This is a genomic window from Massilia atriviolacea, from assembly GCF_003953935.1.
Taxonomy (GTDB): domain Bacteria; phylum Pseudomonadota; class Gammaproteobacteria; order Burkholderiales; family Burkholderiaceae_D; genus Telluria_A; species Telluria_A atriviolacea.
Genome location: NZ_RXLQ01000013.1, coordinates 156,289 through 174,106 on the forward strand (window position 1 = coordinate 156,289; position 17,818 = coordinate 174,106).

Annotated in this window: 20 protein-coding genes; 10 read left to right on the top strand and 10 right to left on the bottom strand. The window is 67.1% G+C overall.

Annotated features, from left to right (window positions below; translation table 11 throughout):
• Positions 1–194: 194 nt before the first annotated feature.
• From EJB06_RS22905 to EJB06_RS22925, 5 genes are all read left to right on the top strand, one after another.
• Positions 195–677: a CinA family protein gene (locus EJB06_RS22905; protein ID WP_126076336.1), complete on the top strand. Its 483-nt coding sequence runs from the start codon at positions 195–197 to the stop codon at positions 675–677.
• A gap of 115 nt (positions 678–792) precedes the next feature.
• Entirely contained in the window at positions 793–1,524 is a 732-nt protein-coding gene (locus EJB06_RS22910) for a P-loop NTPase family protein (protein ID WP_126076337.1), read from the top strand.
• Positions 1,525–1,530: 6 nt separating this feature from the next.
• On the top strand, positions 1,531–2,052 hold the full coding sequence (locus tag EJB06_RS22915; protein WP_126076338.1) for a hypothetical protein: 522 nt from the start codon (positions 1,531–1,533) through the stop codon (positions 2,050–2,052).
• A gap of 59 nt (positions 2,053–2,111) precedes the next feature.
• Positions 2,112–2,438, top strand: coding sequence for an ArsR/SmtB family transcription factor (locus tag EJB06_RS22920; protein ID WP_502559456.1), 327 nt, complete (start codon positions 2,112–2,114; stop codon positions 2,436–2,438).
• Positions 2,435–3,466, top strand: a complete 1,032-nt coding sequence (locus tag EJB06_RS22925) for a cation diffusion facilitator family transporter (RefSeq protein ID WP_126076340.1) — start codon at positions 2,435–2,437, stop codon at positions 3,464–3,466. The genes EJB06_RS22920 and EJB06_RS22925 overlap by 4 nt, the downstream gene beginning before the upstream one ends.
• A gap of 7 nt (positions 3,467–3,473) precedes the next feature.
• Here EJB06_RS22925 and EJB06_RS22930 read toward each other — a convergent pair whose 3' ends face one another.
• The 5 genes from EJB06_RS22930 to EJB06_RS22950 form a co-directional block, all read right to left on the bottom strand.
• Positions 3,474–3,968, bottom strand: coding sequence for a hypothetical protein (locus EJB06_RS22930; RefSeq protein ID WP_126076341.1), 495 nt, complete (start codon positions 3,966–3,968; stop codon positions 3,474–3,476).
• Positions 3,962–4,585 carry an SMI1/KNR4 family protein gene (locus tag EJB06_RS22935; RefSeq protein WP_164558007.1) on the bottom strand — a complete coding sequence of 208 codons (624 nt, stop codon included), beginning with the start codon at positions 4,583–4,585 and terminating at the stop codon, positions 3,962–3,964. The genes EJB06_RS22930 and EJB06_RS22935 overlap by 7 nt, the downstream gene beginning before the upstream one ends.
• Before the next feature lie 75 nt (positions 4,586–4,660).
• On the bottom strand, positions 4,661–5,593 hold the full coding sequence (gene cysK, locus EJB06_RS22940) for a cysteine synthase A (protein WP_126076343.1): 933 nt from the start codon (positions 5,591–5,593) through the stop codon (positions 4,661–4,663).
• A gap of 29 nt (positions 5,594–5,622) precedes the next feature.
• Positions 5,623–6,231: an FKBP-type peptidyl-prolyl cis-trans isomerase gene (locus EJB06_RS22945; RefSeq protein ID WP_229427229.1), complete on the bottom strand. Its 609-nt coding sequence runs from the start codon at positions 6,229–6,231 to the stop codon at positions 5,623–5,625.
• Between the two features lie 60 nt (positions 6,232–6,291).
• The gene (locus EJB06_RS22950; protein WP_126076344.1) at positions 6,292–7,146 is read right to left on the bottom strand and encodes a tRNA threonylcarbamoyladenosine dehydratase; all 855 of its coding nucleotides are present in this window, start codon (positions 7,144–7,146) and stop codon (positions 6,292–6,294) included.
• An 82-nt stretch (positions 7,147–7,228) separates the two neighbouring features.
• Between EJB06_RS22950 and pdxH the strand changes: the two genes are divergently transcribed.
• Complete coding sequence (gene pdxH / locus EJB06_RS22955; protein WP_126076345.1) at positions 7,229–8,431, top strand: pyridoxamine 5'-phosphate oxidase; 1,203 nt, start codon at positions 7,229–7,231, stop codon at positions 8,429–8,431.
• Positions 8,432–8,481: 50 nt separating this feature from the next.
• Positions 8,482–9,723 carry a class I SAM-dependent methyltransferase gene (locus EJB06_RS22960; RefSeq protein WP_126076346.1) on the top strand — a complete coding sequence of 414 codons (1,242 nt, stop codon included), beginning with the start codon at positions 8,482–8,484 and terminating at the stop codon, positions 9,721–9,723.
• Positions 9,724–9,821: 98 nt separating this feature from the next.
• Here EJB06_RS22960 and EJB06_RS22965 read toward each other — a convergent pair whose 3' ends face one another.
• The 5 genes from EJB06_RS22965 to msrA form a co-directional block, all read right to left on the bottom strand.
• On the bottom strand, positions 9,822–10,127 hold the full coding sequence (locus tag EJB06_RS22965) for a hypothetical protein (protein ID WP_126076347.1): 306 nt from the start codon (positions 10,125–10,127) through the stop codon (positions 9,822–9,824).
• 130 nt (positions 10,128–10,257) lie between these two features.
• Positions 10,258–10,836, bottom strand: coding sequence for a collagen-like domain-containing protein (locus tag EJB06_RS22970; RefSeq protein WP_126076348.1), 579 nt, complete (start codon positions 10,834–10,836; stop codon positions 10,258–10,260).
• 353 nt (positions 10,837–11,189) lie between these two features.
• Complete coding sequence (locus EJB06_RS22975) at positions 11,190–13,508, bottom strand: hybrid sensor histidine kinase/response regulator (protein WP_229427230.1); 2,319 nt, start codon at positions 13,506–13,508, stop codon at positions 11,190–11,192.
• Positions 13,509–13,514: 6 nt separating this feature from the next.
• The gene (locus EJB06_RS22980; protein ID WP_126076349.1) at positions 13,515–14,564 is read right to left on the bottom strand and encodes an HD domain-containing phosphohydrolase; all 1,050 of its coding nucleotides are present in this window, start codon (positions 14,562–14,564) and stop codon (positions 13,515–13,517) included.
• Between the two features lie 31 nt (positions 14,565–14,595).
• Positions 14,596–15,135, bottom strand: a complete 540-nt coding sequence (msrA, locus tag EJB06_RS22985) for a peptide-methionine (S)-S-oxide reductase MsrA (protein ID WP_126076350.1) — start codon at positions 15,133–15,135, stop codon at positions 14,596–14,598.
• 143 nt (positions 15,136–15,278) lie between these two features.
• Here msrA and EJB06_RS22990 point away from each other — a divergent pair, with 143 nt between their 5' ends.
• The 3 genes from EJB06_RS22990 to EJB06_RS23000 all read left to right on the top strand — a co-directional run bounded on the left by EJB06_RS22990 (position 15,279) and on the right by EJB06_RS23000 (position 17,566).
• The gene (locus tag EJB06_RS22990; protein WP_126076351.1) at positions 15,279–15,788 is read left to right on the top strand and encodes a flavin reductase family protein; all 510 of its coding nucleotides are present in this window, start codon (positions 15,279–15,281) and stop codon (positions 15,786–15,788) included.
• Between the two features lie 91 nt (positions 15,789–15,879).
• Positions 15,880–17,073 (top strand): acyl-CoA dehydrogenase, encoded by a 1,194-nt coding sequence (locus EJB06_RS22995; protein ID WP_126076352.1) that lies wholly within the window; start codon positions 15,880–15,882, stop codon positions 17,071–17,073.
• Positions 17,074–17,254: 181 nt separating this feature from the next.
• A complete protein-coding gene (locus EJB06_RS23000) occupies positions 17,255–17,566 on the top strand; it encodes a hypothetical protein (RefSeq protein WP_126076353.1) in 312 nt (103 codons plus the stop codon).
• Positions 17,567–17,818 lie beyond the last annotated feature (252 nt).

The following is a 17,818-nucleotide window of genomic DNA, read 5'->3' on the forward strand; positions in this document are numbered from 1 at the left end:
CCGCCGATCCACTCTACGCTTTTTTGATGGGCTTGGATATCCCTTTTGAAACATTGCAACAGGGTGGACCGCCGGTGTTGCAGAGGGCATGGTAAAGTAGAATCGCAGGGCCGCGCCGTCGTGCGCGCGCCCTCCGGAACGCTGTATTTCGATCTGTAAACCGATTTCCGATTACCGTCCAAAAGGAGCAACACGTGACGAACGACATTCTCGATCTTTCCGCCAAAGTCGGCCGCGCGCTGCAAGCCAAAGGCTTGCTGCTGGTAACCGCCGAATCGTGCACCGGCGGCGGGGTGGCGCAGGCGATCACCGAGGTGGCCGGCTCGACCGCCTGGTTCGATTGCGGCTTCGTGACCTATTCCAACGCCTCCAAAACCGAGCTGCTCGACGTGTCGGCGGCGCTGATCGCGCAGCTCGGCACCGTCAGCGAAGAAGTGGCGGCCGCCATGGCGAGCGGCGCGTTGGCAAACAGCAACGCGCATGTGGCGCTGTCGACCACCGGCATCGCCGGCCCGAGCGGCGCGGTGCCGGGCAAACCGGTCGGCACCGTCTGCTTCGGCTGGGCCAGGGGCGACGCGGTCCACACCGAACGCCTGGTGTTTTCCGGCGACCGCCAGGCGGTGCGCGAGCAGACCGTGGTGCATGCGCTGCAAGGGCTGCTGCGGATCGTCGAATAAACCCGGGTCGCCCCCGGATGGCGTTGCGGCGCCATCGTCAATGTCTTCCCTGTCGAACGCATGCCAGGCCGGGCCGGCATGCGCACCGGCGCCGGTCATTATCTGGAGCAACGCGATGCACAATACGGTTCATTTCATCTTGCAGGGCAAGGGCGGCATCGGCAAGACCCTGGTCTCGACCATCCTGGCGCAATGGCTGGCGGGCAAGGACACCGAGCGCCCGCTGCGCTGCTACGATACCGACCAGGAAAACGCCACCTTTTCGCGCTACAAGGCGATGGACGTGAAGCATGTGCCGGTCATGACCGATGCGCGCAATATCGACCCCAAGCGCTTCGACGCGCTGATGATCGACCTGCTGGAAGAAGAAGGCAACTGCGTCGTCGACAACGGCGCGAATACCTTTTCGCCGCTGATGGCTTATCTGCTGGAAAACGATTGCTTCGACCTGCTCAAGGAATCGGGGCGCAAGGTCTACATCCACACCATCGTCGGCGGCGGCGACACCCTGCACGACACGGCCATGGGCTTCGTCTCGACCGCCAAGTCGACCAGCGTGCCGCTGGTGCTGTGGGAAAACGAACACTTCGGCCCGCTGCAATCGGCCAGCGGCAAGGTGTTTACCGAGTCGCAGACCTATGCGGACAACGCCGCGCGCGTGTGCGGGCGCGTGGTGCTGTCGCAACGCAATGCCGACACCTTCGGCGCCGATTTCAAGAAGATGAATATCGCGCGCCTGACCGCCAATGAAGTGCGCGAAAGCGACAAATTCAACGTCATGGAAAAGCAGCGCATCAAGGTGCTGTTCCGCGACCTGTTCGAGCAACTCGACAACGTGCAGTGGTAGGCCCCCATGGACCAGCACAAACTGCGCACCCTCGTCTTTGAAAAAACCGGCGTGCGGATCGATATCGACGATCCGATTTTCGCGCTGGTGGCGCTGAACGAGGCGGTGCTGGCCGAAGCGGTCGAGCGCCATGTCGACCTGCTCGACGACGCCACCGCCGACCTGGCCGAGCAGGTGCAGGCGCTGCGGGAGAGCGGTTTTGTGCATCCGCCCGTCCACGCGGCCGAGGCGCGTCCGGCGGCGGCGCTGGTCTCGGCCACTGCGCCCGTGCCGCACGGCGCCCCGCTGCAGGAAAAACGCCTCGTCGCCATCGCCGGCGGCGCCGCCCTGCTGTGCGCCTTCGTGGTGCTGGCCGGCCAGGCGCTGCTGCTGCGCCCCGCGCCGGCGCCGGCGCCGGTCATGGTTGCAAAGGAATTGACGCCCGAACAAAGCAGCGCCCTGCGCGAGGGCGAGAAGCTGGCAAACATCGTCGCCAAGCTCGATCCCAAGACCCGCGCCGCGATCGCCGCCGAGATGCAAAAGCCCTGATTTAAGGCAAGCGCAGCCGTACGGGGCGGATATGCGCTATCATATCGACATATCTTCACATGTTGACTATGAAACCTTCTCCCGATAACGACGCCTCCATCGCCCAGCTGGCCGACCTGTTCCACCTGCTGGGCGACCCGACCCGGCTGCGCATCGTGCTGTCCTGCCTGGCGGGACCGATTCCGGTGGGCGAGATCGCCGGCGGCCTGCAACTGAGCAGTTCGCTGGTCAGCCACCACCTGCGCCTGCTGCGCGCCGCGCGCATCGTCAAGGCCGAGCGCCAGGGCAAGCAGGTGTTCTATTCGACGGCGGACGCCCACATCAGCGGCGTCCTGACCGACATGCTCGACCACATCGCCGAACCCACCAATGGAATCGACCCATGACCAGCGCCCACGACCACGACCACGAGCATGACCACGACCACGCCGGACACGCTCACGCGCACCCGCCCGCCAGGGCGGCGCACAAGCACGGCCACGATCACGACCACGGGCATGGGCACGGCCACCATCACCACCAGCTCGACCCCAACGGCAACGGGCGCGCCTTCGCGCTGGCGATCGGCCTGAACACGGTGTTCGTCGGCATCGAGTTCTTTTACGGCTTTTTGGCCAACTCGACCGCGCTGATGGCCGATGCCGGCCACAACCTGTCCGACGTGCTGGGCCTGGTGCTGGCCTGGGGCGCGGCCATGCTCACCAGACGCGCGCCGAACGGACGCTATACCTACGGCCTGCGCAGCTCGTCGATCCTGGCGGCGCTGCTCAACGCCCTGCTCTTGATGCTCGCCTGCGGCGCGATCGGCTGGGAAGCCGTGCACCGCTTCGCCAATCCGGCGCCGGTGCAGGGCATGACGATGTCGGTGGTGGCCGGTATCGGCGTGCTGGTCAACGGCTTTTCGGCCTGGCTGTTCATGGCCGGCAGCAAGGACGACCTGAATATCCGCGGCGCCTACCAGCACATGGCGGCCGACGCCGCGATTTCGCTGGGCGTGGTGGTGTCGGGCGTGGCGATCATGTCCACTGGCTGGACCTGGCTCGATCCGCTGGTCAGCATCGTGATCGTGGCGCTGATCCTGGCCGCCACCTGGGGCTTGCTGCGCGAGTCGCTCGACCTGGTGCTGGCGGCGGTGCCGCCGAATGTCGATGCCGACGCGGTGGAACAGTTTCTGCTGGCGCGGCCGGGCGTGAGCGCGATGCACGACCTGCATATCTGGGCCATGAGCACGACCGAGACGGCCCTGACCGCGCATCTGGTCATGCCCGGCGGCTACCCGGGCGACGCGGCGCTGGACGCCATCGTGGCGGCGCTCAAGGCCGACCATGCGATTGCCCATTGCACCTTGCAGGTGGAACTGGGCACCAGCGATCACAGCTGCGCGCTGCACGCGGAGCAGGCCAGGCCGGCCTGAGCGGCGCTCAGAACAGGTGGGCGGCCAGGCTGAACTGCCGGTCGGCCTCTGCGCACAGGAAGCGCTCCGGCGCGATGGCCTCGCCATAGGCGACGTTATAGATCACTTCCGAGTACTCCTGGCCGAGGTAGGACGTATGGCGACCGTTGAGCACCAGGCGCGCGCTCTGGCCGGGGGCGAGGCGGATGGCGCTGTTGCTCGGCGAACGGCGCGGCTGGCCTTCCGAGGGGTCCCATTTCAGGCCGAGCACGAGCACGCCGTCGTCGCGCTCGCGCAGGATCAGGCTGCGTTCCTTGAGCGGGGCCCGGTCGGCCTGCCTTTCCTTTTTCAGCACGGCGGCGAAGCCTTCCTGTTCATGCATCAGGTAGTGCTGGCAGGCATACGCCGCGCCGGTGTGCGGCAGGATAAAGGCGCGTGGCAGCCGCGCCCGCTCGTTGGCGCGCGGGGCGCCGCGGGTGGCCTTGGTCCAGCGGATTTCGACGACCTGGACCGCGATCAGCACGCGCCCTGCGCCTTGCGCCGCAGGTAGTCGAGGAAGTGGTCCGTGCAGGGATTCACGGTGGACAGGCTGAACGCGTCCTCGTCCTCTTCCACCAGCACGTAGTCGCCATTCTCGTACAGGCCGAGCAAGCGTTCCAGGAAGTGTTCCAGGCTGGCGCCGGCCTGCACACGGATGAATTCACGGCCGCCGAACGTGATCACCTGGCCCGCGCTGCCGGCGGCATCGGGGTCGAGGTCGACGCCCAGGTAAGCGCCGCCGGCGTCATCGGCCAGCGGAATCCACGCCCTGCTGGCGGCAGCTTGACGGATGGTGCCGGGCGGCAGGCAAGTGTAGGCGGAAACATCACCCACGGATTCGCCGGCTGTTTCGCTGTTCCAATGCGCCAGGGCGGCAGAGAGAGGCAGGAACGGCAAACCGAAGAACAGGCCGGGCGCCGCATGGCCAGCCTGGCCGTCGTGCCAGCGGTACAGCGCCCGCAGCGGCGGCGGCAATGGCCTGCCGATGGCGCGCTCGAAGGTGTCAATCCCGGCATCGCTGGCGCCCGCATTCAGGTCGGCCTCCATGGCGGGGAAGCGCGCTGCGATGCAGGCTTGCAGGCGGTCGAGCAAGTCGTTCATTGCGTATCCAACGCAGAAAAACAGCCGCAACACGCGGCGTCTGCCGGACAGGCAAACGCCGGTGCGCATTGCGCCTCAGCCGGCCAGATTGGCAAACAGCGGGGTGGACAGATAACGCTCGCCGAAGGACGGGATGATCGTCACGATCAGCTTGCCCGCGTTCTCGGGACGGCGCGCCACCTGCATCGCGGCCCACAGCGCCGCGCCCGACGAAATGCCGACCAGCAGCCCTTCTTCGCGCGCCGCCGCCCTGGCGGTGTCGAAGGCGGCGTCGTTGCTTACGCAGATGACTTCGTCGAAGGCGGCGCGGTTGAGCACCTGCGGCACGAAACCGGCGCCGATGCCCTGGATCGGGTGCGGCCCTTTTGTGCCCTTGGACAGCATGGGCGAGGCTTCCGGCTCGACCGCGATGGCCTGGAAGCCCGGCTTGCGCGCCTTGAGCGCTTCGCCCACGCCGGTGATGGTGCCGCCGGTGCCGACCCCGGCCACCAGGATATCGACCTTGCCGTCGGTGTCGCGCCAGATTTCCTCGGCCGTGGTGCGGCGGTGCACATCGGGATTGGCGGGATTGTTGAATTGCTGCGGCATGAAGTAGGCGGGATTGGCCGCCACCAGTTCCTCGGCCACCCTGATGGCGCCGAGCATGCCTTCCGGCCCCGGCGTGAGCACCAGTTCGGCCCCGTAGGCGCGCAACAGCATGCGCCGTTCGTTGCTCATGGTTTCGGGCATGACCAGCTTGCAGCGGTAGCCGCGCGCCGCGCACACCATGGCCAGCGCGATGCCGGTGTTGCCGCTGGTCGGCTCGACGATGACGGTGTCCGGGCCGATCCTGCCGGCCGCCTCGGCCGCTTCGATCATGGCCAGGCCGATCCGGTCCTTGACGCTGTGGGCCGGGTTGTAGAACTCCAGCTTGGCGAGGATGTCGGCGCCGGCGCCCTGCGCCAGCTTGCGGATCCGGACCAGCGGGGTGTTACCGATTAACTCAGTGATGTCGTTTGCGATTCTCATGCTCATCTCCCCGCTCGAATGGATTGGACTTATTTGACGTTGACAAGTTCAACGTCGAAGATCAGGTCGGCGTCCGGCGGAATGCCGCCGCCCGGCGCGCCGCGCTTGCCGTAGGCCAGGTAGCTGGGGATGATCAGGGTGCGCTTGCCGCCCACCTTCATGCCCAGCACGCCCTGGTCCCAGCCCTTGATTACGCGGCCGGTGCCGAGCACGAATTCGAGCGGCGCGCCGCGCGTGAGCGAGGAATCGAACTGGCGGCCGCGCTGGCGCGTCGCCATCGGCTTGTACAGCCAGCCGGTGTAGTGCACGAAGACCTTGCTGCCGGCCGTCGCTTCGGCGCCGCTGCCGACCTTGGTGTCGGTGGCGACCAGCGGATCGAGGACCGGCTCGGCCAGCACCACGGTGCCTGGCGGCGTGGCAGGCTGGGCCGGCGCGGGCGGCGGCGCCGTGGCCGCCGGCGGCGTGACCGGAGCGGCCGGCGCGTCGGTCGCGGGCGGGGTGGCGGGCGGGGTGGCGGGCGGGGTGGCGGGCACGGTCGCGGCCGCTGGGGTCTCGGGAGCGGGTGGCGTCTGGCCGGCGGCCTGGGCCAGGGATGCCGCCGCGGCGCACATCAGGAATACGGAAATAGGACGGCGCATGTGGTGATCTCTTTCAGTAAGATTCAGTAAAGAACGGTCAAACTGGGTCATTCTGCAACGCTATGATAGCAAGGCCTCGGGAAGCTGCACAGAAGGCGGGTGAATTGCACTGTCGGCAAGACGGCGCAGCAGGTGGCCGGCGGCCACCATGCCGAAGGTCGCGGTGACCACCATGCTCGATCCGAAGCCGGCGCAATTGAGGCCGGTGATGCCTTCGCCGTCGATCTGGCAGCTCTCTTCGCCGGCCGGCATGGTCAGCGGCTCCATCGAGAACACCGCATCCACGTTGAACTTGGTTTTCAGGCTGCGCGGAAAGCCGTACTGGCTGCGCAAGCGCTTGCGCACCATTTTCAGCAGCGGTTCCTGCTCGGTCCTGGACAGGTCGCGCAATGCGATGCGGGTCGGGTCGGTCTTGCCGCCGGCGCTGCCGATGATCACCATCGGCAATTGATGGTCGCGGCAGTAGGCGATCAGGGCGGCCTTGGCCTTGACGCTGTCGATGGCGTCGACCACGTAGTCGTACCGGTGGGCGCCGATCATCTGGTCGAGGTTGTCGGGATCGATGAATTCCTCGATCAGGTTGACCTTGCAGAAGGGATTGATCTGGGCGATGCGCTCGGCCAGCGCGCCGATCTTGGCCTGGCCGATGGTGCCGCTCATGGCCTGGATCTGGCGGTTGATGTTCGATTCGGCCACGTTGTCGAGGTCGATCAGGGTGAGCTGGCCGATGGCCGAGCGCGCCAGCGCCTCGACGATCCAGGAGCCGACGCCGCCGACGCCGATCACGCACACATGGGCGCTGCGAAAGCGCGCCAGCGCGGCCTCGCCGTACAGGCGGCCGATGCCGCCGAAGCGGCGTTCGAAGTCGACCTCGCCGGATGCGGGAGGAAGGGAGGGGGTGGTGATGGTATTCATGCCGCCATTTTAACGGACGCGGCCGGACCGACTGCTCTAAAATGAGCGTTATGTTCCCACCAGCCACAAGCGAGAAATCTCCATGAGCTACGCCCTGCCCGACAGCGCCCCCGGCTTCGACCAGCCGATCGCGGTGCTGAAACACTGCCACGACCGCATCCGCAAACAGCTGGCGACCCTGGAAAAATTGCTCCCTCACCTGGCCAGCCACGGCGCCGACGAGGAGGCGCGCCAGGCCGCGCGCGCGGTGATCAAGTATTTCGACCAGGCCGCGCCGCTGCATCACGAAGACGAGGAACAGAACCTGGTGCCGATGCTGCACAGCACGGCCAGCGGGGCCGACGCCGCGCTGCTGGCCGAACTGGTGCCCGGCATCCTCGACGAGCACCGCCAGATGGATGGCATCTGGCAAGACCTGCACGAGCAGCTGCGCGCCATCGCCGACGGCGCCGCCGCCGTGCTGCGCGCGCACGACGTGCAGCGCTTCGCCGCCATGTACCGCAGCCACATGGAGCGCGAAGAAGGCCATATCGCGCCGATGGCCAAGCGCCTGTTCAGCGCCGCGCAGATGGCCGCGCTGGGCCAGGCGATGCAGCAGCGGCGCGGCATCGCCCCGAGCGCCGCCCCGGCCCCGGCGGCGGCGACCGGCGACGCCGTGGCCAGCCTGCGCAAGGACTACGGCCAGGCCAGCCTGAGCGAGACCGACGTGGCGGACGATCCCTTCGTGCAATTTACCACCTGGTTCGAGGAAGCGCTCAAGGCCCAGGTCAACGAGCCGAACGCGATGAGCGTGGCGACCGTCGACGAACAGGGCCGGCCGACCTCGCGCATCGTGCTGATCAAGCAGTTCGATCCGCGCGGCTTTACCTGGTACACCAATTACCACAGCCAGAAGGGGCGCCAGCTGGCCGCCAACCCGCATGCGGCATTACTGTTCTTCTGGACGGAACTCGAACGCCAGATCCGGATCGAAGGGAAGGTGGAGCGCACTTCCGAGGAAGAGAGCGACAAGTATTTCCACAGCCGTCCGCTGAAAAGCCGGCTGGCCGCGATTGCGTCCGCACAAAGCGAGCCGATCGCCAACCGCGACGCGCTGGAACAGCACTATGAGGCAGTCGCCAGGCAATTCGGCGAGGAGCCGCCGCGTCCCGACAACTGGGGCGGCTTCCGCCTGGTACCCGAACGCATCGAGTTCTGGCAGGGACGCCGCTCGCGCTTTCACGACCGCATCGTGTACACGCTGCAAAGCGATGGCAGCTGGGTGCGCGAGCGCTTGCAACCTTAAGCGGCCTGCGTGCACGCACACGGGCCTGCCGTCATCGACCGGAGGTGCCTGTGTTCCAGCAGATCAGACTGAAGGCCTGGAGCGAGGGGCTGCGCAGCCAGCCCTCGCTGCCATTGCGGGTGGAATTGTGGAACGGGCAGCGTTTCGATTTTTCGCCCGAAGCGCCGCGCGTGACGGTGCGCGTGCCGCGCCCGGGCGCGCTGCGCTATTTGCTGTCGCCCTCGCTGTACACGCTGGGCCGCGCGTACGTCGAAGGCGCGCTCGATGTCAGCGGGCGCGCCAGCGACATGATCGCCGTGGTCAATGCGCTGGCCGGCGATCCACTCGCCGCCAGGCAGCCCGCGCTGGGGCGCCTGCTCGGCGCGCTCGGCGATGCGCTGGGCGACGCACTCGGCGGCGGCCACACGCGCCAGCGCGATGCGCGGGCGGTGCGCTACCACTACGATGTGTCCAACGATTTCTACGGCGCCTGGCTCGATCCGAACATGGTGTATTCCTGCGCCTACTTCGAGAACGGCAGCGAAACGCTGGCCGAGGCGCAGCTCGGGAAGATCGACCACATCCTCACCAAGATCGGCCTGCGGCCCGGCCACCGCCTGCTCGACATCGGCTGCGGCTGGGGCGCGCTGGCGATCCGGGCGGCCCAGCGCTACGGCGCGCGCTGCGTCGGCATCACCCTGTCCGACAACCAGGCCAGGCTGGCGCGCGAACAGGTCCAGCGGGCCGGCCTGCAAGGGCTGGTCGACATCCGCCTGCAGGATTACCGCGACGTCGGCGGGCAGTTCGACCGCATCACCAGCGTGGGCATGTTCGAGCACGTGGGCGTGCGCCAGCTGCCGGCGTACTTCCGCCGCATGGCGACCCTGCTCGCGCCCGACGGCGTGGCGATGAACCACGGCCTGACCAGCACCGATCCGGACGGCCGCGGCGTGCCGCACGGTGGCGGCGAATTCATCAGCAAGTATGTGTTCCCGCGCGGGGAACTGGCGCACCTGGGCACGGTGGTCAAGGCCATGCAGCAAGGCGGGCTGGAGGTGCGCGACGTGGAAAACCTGCGGCGCCACTACGCGCGCACCTGCGCCATGTGGAGCGAGAATTTCGAGGCGAATGCGGAGCGCATCAAGGGCTTGACCGACGCGCGCCGTTTTCGCATCTGGCAGGTGTACCTGGCCGGGTGCACGCATGCGTTCGCGCATGACTGGATCAGCCTGTACCAGATCGTGTGCGGCAAGGCCGGGCGCGATCCGGCGCCGATACCGTGGTCGCGGCGCTACATGTATGCGCAGGCGTGAGCCCGCGCGGCCGCGCCTGCGTTACGGAGGCGGCCAGCGGCCAAGGAAGGATGCCTGGCAGGCCTGGCGCAGTTCCCTTCCCGCCTCGAACGGACCGATTACTTTGCCTTGAGCTTTGCGTTCCTGGCAGCGTCGTCCTCGCCCTGGCGCGCCATGTCGCCGGGCAGTGCGCGCGCCTGTTCGCCGTGCGTCCCGAACTGCTGGTGGCTGTCCTCATGCACGACCAGGCAGGCCAGCCCCGGCACGATGTTCAAGGGCTGGTAGCCCTTGTTCGCGCCGCGCGACACGACGTTGTACACCGGTACGGCGCTGACGTCCTGGCCCAGCACCGATTTGATGTGCGCCGACTGCTCGCCGCTCAGGGCCAGCCAGCCGGCCGGAATAAATACCTCTGATGAATTCACAATAAAGCTCCCTTGTTGACTCTGTCGTAGTGAAGAAGAACCTTGGCGCCCTTGCGCGCCAAACCGGAACCATGGCCCGGGCAATGCCGATCGCCCAGGCCATGGGCAGCGCCGCTAGCCGATCAGCCGCCTAGTAGCGTTGATAGCCTTGCGAACCCGGATAGCCCTGGCCGGCGAAACCCGGATAGCCCTGGCCGGGGAAGCCCTGGAAGCCGATGCCGGGGAATCCCTGCCCCCCCTGGAAGCCGAACGGGCCCTGGAAGCCCTGCCCGCCCTGGAAGCTGCCCATGCCCTGCGGTCCCTGGTAGCCCTGCTGCCCGACGAAACCCTGGAATCCCAGCGGCCCGACGAAGCCGCTCGGCCCCTGGAAGCCGAACACCGCCTGCGGCCCCTGGTAGCCCTGCTGTCCCTGGCCGCCCTGGAAGGCGAAGGGGTTGAAGAAACCGGGTCCCTGCGCGCCCTGGAAGCCGAACGGCCCGAAGACGCCTTGCGACCCCTGGAAGCCGACCATGGCCTGCGGGCCCTGGAAGCCGAACGGACCGACCGAGCCCTGGAAGCCGAGCGGGCCGATGACGGCCTGCGTGCCCTGGAAGCCGCCCGACGCCTGCGGCCCCTGGTAGCCCTGCGGCCCCTGATAACCCTGCACCCACGGGACGCCCTGCCCAGCCTGTACGCCAGGGAAGTCGGGGACGATCCGGATCGACGTCATCCGTTGTCCGCTAAGGGCGTGAATTTGACGAATCTGATCGTCGTTCAGCGATAACACCAAGCCTTGTTCATTCATGTCCGTGCACTCCTCTGGATTTAAAGAAAGATCAACAATGACGCGTTGAGAAAAATTGCTCGTAAGCCGCTGCGCCTGCCGGGCGTCGGGCACATGTCCCGCAGGCGTGACTCAGAATAAGCTGACGGCGATGCCGGGGTACCTGACGCTTCGTATAGGGCCTCCCCTATCCGAATCGACAGGCGACAAAGCGCCGCGCGCGGCAGCGGAGCGCTTCTGCCAGCAAAAAAAATGGAAAGGGGAATCAGGAGTTGAACCGCGCCACTGGCGGCGGCGCCTCAGGCCTTGCCCAGGTGCGCGCCCAGCGCGGCGTAGACCTCGTGCAGCGCGGCCGCCAGCTCGCGCGTCGACGCGCCGTGGGCGCCCGCGTGCACACTGGCGGCCAGACGTTCGGTGCAGGCGATCGCGCGCTGCGCGCCGAAATTGACCAGCACGCCCTGCAGGCTGTGCACGGCGCGCTGCGAAGCGTCGCGCTCGCCCGCCGCCAGCGCCCGCTCCAGCGCGGCCAGCAGTTGCGGTCCGTCGGCGATGAACAGGGCCGCCAGTTCGAGCAGCAGCTCGCGGTCGCCATCGAGGCGCAGCAAGGCGCCACGCCAGTCCAGCACCGCGCCGTCCGGGCATCCCTGGAAGCGCGCCAGCACCTCGCGCAGGCGCGCGCTGTCGACCGGCTTGGACAGGTAGTCGTCCATGCCCGCCTCCAGGCAGCGTTCGCGGTCGCCCTGCATCGCGCGCGCGGTCATGGCCACCACCGGCAGGTGGCCGCCAGCGGCGGCCGCCGCTTCGCGCTGGCGCAGGCTGCGCGTGGCCGCCATGCCGTCCAGGCCGGGCATCTGCACATCCATCAGCACCAGGTCGACGCCGCCGTGCAGCGCCAGCTCGAGCGCGTCGATGCCGTTGTCGGCCAGGGTCACCCGGTGCCCCATTTTTTCCAGCAGGCGCAGCGCCAGGCGCTGGTTGACCGGGTTGTCTTCGGCCAGCAGGATGTGCAGGCGCCCGCTCCTGGCCGCCGGCACCGGATCGGGCGCCGGCGCGGGCGCGGGCAGCGCCGGCGGCGCCGGCGCGGCCATGGCCGGCGCGCCGGAAGCGTCCGCCACGGCGGAGGCCATCTGCCCCAGCGGCACGGTGAAACGGAACACGCTGCCGCGGCCGGGCTCGCTGCTGACGGCGATATCGCCCTGCATCAGGATCACCAGGCGGCGGCAGATGGTCAGGCCCAGGCCGGTGCCGCCGTACTGGCGCGTGGTCGAGCCGTCCACCTGCGAAAAAGCGTCGAAGATCAGCTTTTGCTTGTCCGGCGCGATGCCGATGCCGGTGTCGCGCACCGCGAATTCGACTTCGCAGCGCTCTTCCAGCGCGCGCCGCATGGTCACGCTGAGGGTCACCCCGCCCTCGCTGGTGAACTTGATGGCGTTGCCCAGCAGGTTGATGAGCACCTGGCGCAGGCGGCCGGGATCGCCCTTCATGGCGCACGGCAGGTGCGGCGGCAGCTCGCAGGCCAGCGCCAGCCCCTTGCGCCGCGCCGGCAGGGCCAGCGAACGCACTGTCTCGCGCACCAGTTCGCCGAGGTCGAAGGGCACGTCTTCGATGTCGAGCTTGCCCGCTTCGATCTTGGAAAAATCGAGGATGTCGTCGATGATGGTCAAGAGCGCGTCGGCCGAGCCCTTGACCAGCGCCAGGTCGTCGCGCTGCTGCGGGTCCAGCGGCGATTCGAGCACCAGCTCGGTCATGCCGAGGATGCCGTTCATGGGGGTGCGGATTTCGTGGCTCATATTGGCCAGGAACTCGCTCTTGGCGCGGCTGGCCGCCTGCGCCGATTCGACCGCGCGCTGCATGGCGTTGCGCGCGGCGCGCTGTTCGCTGACGTCGATCAGGAAACCGAGCAGATAGGGTTCGCCGCCGCTGCGGATGACGACCCGGTTGACCACCACATCGACCGGCGGGTCGAGGTGCGCCAGGCGGCGCTCGCTGGTGATCATGCGTCCGCTGCGCCAGGCGCGCTCGTCTTCCTCGTGCACCAGGCCGGTCCAGGCGCGCGAGCCGAAATCGGCGATGGTGCGGCCCTCGATCTGCTCGCGCGGCCGCTGCGCGAACTGTTCGAACTGGCGGTTGCAGCGCACGAAACGCCCTTCCCGGTCTTTCAGGAACACCGGAATCGGCAGCTGGTCGAGAATCTGCTCGGTCAGCTCGCGCGCGCTTTCGCGCTGGCGCACCAGCTGTTCGAGCGCGTGGGTCAGACCGAGCAGGTCATCGTCGGCGGCGCCCGCGGCGCCGTCCCTGTCGGCGGCCGGCATGGCGAGGCGTCCCAGGCTCGCCTGCAGCGAGCGCAGCACCTCCCCCTGGCGCGCCGCTTCCGCGCGCAGCTGGTCGTTGGCGCCGGTCAGTTCCTCGGAACTGATGTCGAGCATGCGGGTGCGCACCTGCAGGTCGCGCTCGGCGTCTTCGTAGCTGCGCGAGACGGCGTCGAGCAGGGCGGACAGGCCCTCGGCCAGGGCCGGGTCGCCCAGCGCGCGCAAGCCGGCCAGGCGCTCCTGCAGGGCGCGTTCGCTGTGGACGCCGAGCGTGCGCCGCAGCTGGCGCAGCAATCGCCTGTGCCGCATCGCGCCCTACGCCGCGTCCTGGCGGGCACAATCGCGGAAGCGCTCGCGGATTTCGAGCACCGCCGGCCAGCGCCGCAGCAGCGCGTCCACGCAGCGCGGGTCGAAGTGGCTGCCGCTGTTGTCGACCAGGTAGGCGCGCGCCGCCTCCAGGGTCCAGGCGGTCTTATAGGGGCGCACGCTGGTCAGGGCGTCGAACACGTCGGCCACGGCGACGATGCGCCCGACCAGCGGAATTGCCTCGCCCTGCAAGCCGTTGGGATAGCCCTGGCCGTCGAAGCGCTCGTGGTGGGTGTGGGCGATCACGGCGGCCAGCTGCAGCATGCTCGCTTCGCTGGCCTTGAGGATGTTGTAGCCGATCGCCGCGTGCTGGCGCATGATGTCCATTTCCTCGGGGCCCAGGCGGCCCGGCTTGAGCAGGATGTGGTCGGGCGTGCCGACCTTGCCGATGTCGTGCATGGGCGCGGCGTTGAGGATGCAGGCCTGTTCCTCGTTGGACAGGCCCAGTTCGGCCGCGATCAGGCAGGAGTAATGCGCCATGCGCTGGATGTGGGCGCCGGTTTCGGGGTCGCGGTATTCGGAGGCGCGGCACAGCAGCAGGATGGTTTCCTGCTCGCGCGCGCGCAGTTCGGCGGTGGCCTTGCCGACTTCGCTGGCCAGCCAGCTGGCGCGGCTTTGCAGGGCCAGGGTGGCGCGCCGCAGTTCCAGCATGTTGCGCGTGCGCGCCAGGAATTCGACCTTGTCGATCGGCTTGATCAGGAAATCGTTGGCGCCGTTCTCCAGCGCGCGGTGGCGCACTTCCACGTCCTGGCTGGCGGTGACCATCAGCACCGGCGGACGCTCGCGCGCCTCGCCCCCGAGCGCGGCGATGAAATCGAGGCCGTTCAGGTCCGGCATCATGTAATCGAGCACCAGCAGGTCGTAGGGATGGGCCTGGCACCACGCCAGCGCCTCGCGCGCCGACTGGAAGGCCACCGTGTCGATCCCGGGCAGCTTGTCCATCAGGCGCGACATCAGCACCAGGTTGATATGGGTATCGTCGACGATCACGACCTTCATGGCTGTCCCGGGTGGCATGTGGATGGCGTCGCTAGGCCAGGCGCCCGGCGAAGGTGGCGAGGAACTTGCTGACCTTGGGCGCGACCACCAGCGCGCAATAGCCCTGCAGCGGATTGCGGCTGACGTAGTTCTGGTGCTGCTCCTCGGCCTTGTACCAGGTCGAGGCCGGCTGCACTTCGGTGACGATGGGCGCGTCCCAGACGCAGGCCATGCGCGCGATCACCTCGCGCGCGGTGGCTTCCTGCTCGGGCGAATTGACAAAAATGACGGAACGGCAATGGCAGCCGGCATCCTTGCCCTGGCGGTCGAGGGTGGTCGGGTCGTGGATGGTGAAAAAGACGTCGAGCAGGTCCTGGTACTCGATGGCGCCCGCATCGAACACGATGCGCACCACTTCGGCGTGGCCGGTGGCGCCGGCGCAGACCTGCTCGTAGGTGGGATTGTCCGTGTGTCCGCCCATGTAACCGCATTCGACCTTGAGTACGCCGCGCGCTTCCAGAAAGACCGCTTCCAGGCACCAGAAGCAGCCGCCGCCCAGAATCGCCACCTGGGTCGCTGATTGGTTTTTCATCGCTCGCTCCGGTGAGGGATTGATATACGGATCACTGTAACGCAAAGCGCCCCCGCATGCACCTGCAATCGATGGCCCCGGCGGCGCGGGAAAAGCCGGAAAGCGCCAAAATTTGGCATAATGTCATAAACCACAGGGCAACAATGAACACTAGCTCCCCCCGCGCCGCTACGCGCGCATTCGACACGGCGCAGTTTCGCCAGGCACTGTCGCAGTTTGCCACCGGCGTCACCGTGATCACGACGCGCCTGGCGGACGGCACGTTCCGCGGCCTGACGGCCAGCTCCTTCAATTCGGTCTCGCTCGACCCGCCGCTGGTGTTGTGGAGCCTCGGCAACGTCGCCAACAGCCTGCCCATCTTCAGCGGCAACTCGCACTACGTCATCAACGTGCTGGGCGCCGACCAGGCCCACCTGGCGCAGCGCTTTTCGAGGCGCAGCGAAAACCCCTTCGGCGACATCGAGTACGAGCTCTCGCGCACCGGCCAGCCGATCCTCAAGGGCGTCTCGGCGTGGTTCGAGTGCCACAACCGCAGCCGCTATCCCGAGGGCGACCACGTGATTTTCGTGGGCGAAGTCGAAGAATGCGCGGTGCATCCGCAAGCCTCGCTGATTTTTCACGGCGGGCAATTCGGCAGCACCCAAACGCGGTAAAATCCGGACCACCCGAAAAGCAGTCTATACAAGTTTGGTTGATCCAGCCATTCCACCATTTTCCGATACTAAAACAGAGACAGGAACCGCCATGACCCGATCCGATGCCCGCAAAGCCCAATTCCACTGGGACGATCCGCTGCTGCTCAACGAACAGCTCACCGACGACGAACGCATGGTGCGCGACGCCGCCGCCGCCTACTGCCAGGACAAGCTGGCGCCGCGCATCCTCGAAGCGTTCCGCCACGAGCGCATGGACACGAGCATCTTCCGCGAAATGGGCGAGCTGGGCCTGCTGGGCCCCACCATTCCCGAGCAGTACGGCGGTCCGGGCATGAATTACGTGGCCTACGGCCTGATCGCGCGCGAAGTCGAGCGCATCGATTCGGGCTACCGCTCGATGATGAGCGTGCAATCGTCGCTGGTGATGGTGCCGATCTACGAGTTCGGGACCGAGGAGCAGCGCCAGAAATACCTGCCGAAGCTGGCCACCGGCGAATGGATCGGCTGCTTCGGCCTGACCGAGCCGAACCACGGTTCGGACCCGGGTTCGATGATCACCCGCGCCAAGAAAGTGCCAGGCGGCTACGCCCTGACCGGTTCCAAGATGTGGATCACCAATTCCCCGGTGGCCGATGTGTTCGTGGTCTGGGCCAAGGACGATGAAGGCGCGATCCGCGGCTTCGTGCTGGAAAAAGGCATGGCCGGCCTGTCCGCGCCGGCGATCCACGGCAAGTTCGGCCTGCGCGCCTCGGTCACCGGCGAAATCGTGATGGACAATGTGTTCTGCCCGGAAGAAAACGCCTTCCCCGACGTGCGCGGCCTGAAAGGCCCGTTCACCTGCCTCAATTCGGCCCGCTACGGCATCGCCTGGGGCGCGCTGGGCGCGGCCGAAGCCTGCTGGCACACCGCGCGCCAGTACGTCATGGACCGGGTGCAGTTCGGCCGTCCGCTGGCGGCCAACCAGCTGGTGCAAAAGAAACTGGCCGACATGCAGACCGAAATCACGCTCGGCCTGCAAGGTTGCCTGCAACTGGGCCGCATGAAGGATGCCGGCACGGCGGCGGTGGAAATCACCTCGATGATGAAGCGCAATTCCTGCGGCAAGTCGCTGGACATCGCCCGCGTGGCGCGCGACATGCTGGGCGGTAACGGCATTTCGGACGAGTTCGGCGTAATCCGCCACATGGTCAACCTGGAAGTGGTCAACACCTACGAAGGCACGCATGACATCCATGCCCTGATCCTCGGACGTGCGCAGACCGGGATCCAGGCTTTCCAGTAAGCGGCGGCAAGGCTGTGAAAAAACCCGCTGCGGCGGGTTTTTTTACGTCCGCCGCCCGTGTTTCCGTCGAGCTTGCTCATCTGGACAGGGCGTGACGCAGATTAAGCGCTGGCGGCGGCGCTTTTCTATCATGGCCTAGCGGGGCCGGCCTGGCCGGCCCAACCATTCCAACGGAGACGACATGGATACGACGATTGCCAAAAAAGAGGTACTGGAACGCTTGCACGGCCTGCGCTTCGACGAGAAAACCCTGACCATCTGGGTGACCTCGACCGGCTGCACCGGCAAGGACGACTTCGAGATACGCCTCAGCAAGGGGACGACGGGAAAAATCACGCTGGGCATGGAGATCGTGCGGATCGCGCCGGACCTGTGCAAGACGACCACGCACGTCGTCGAACTCGGCTTTTCATGGGAAGAACTCGGCATCGACGCGGCGCTGCTCAAGAGCGCCTCGGTCAGGGTGGCGAATCCGTTCGGCGTGTTGCGATAAGGACGGCCATGCCGCGCTAACGGCTGCCGTGGGCTGAATGGGGGACGGGTTTGCCAAGGGACGTGCCCGCGATTTTACTGGCGCATCTGGCGGTACAGCACACCGAAAAGAAGAAGGGCGACGCAGCATGTCTACTGTTCGACGCCATGCACTGTGCGGCGGTTGCCGCACAACGCGTGGGCGGGTTTGCACTCGTCGTCGACGCCAAAACGCGCAGGCAGCCGCGTTCCACCGCAAGGACGGAGTCGTTCC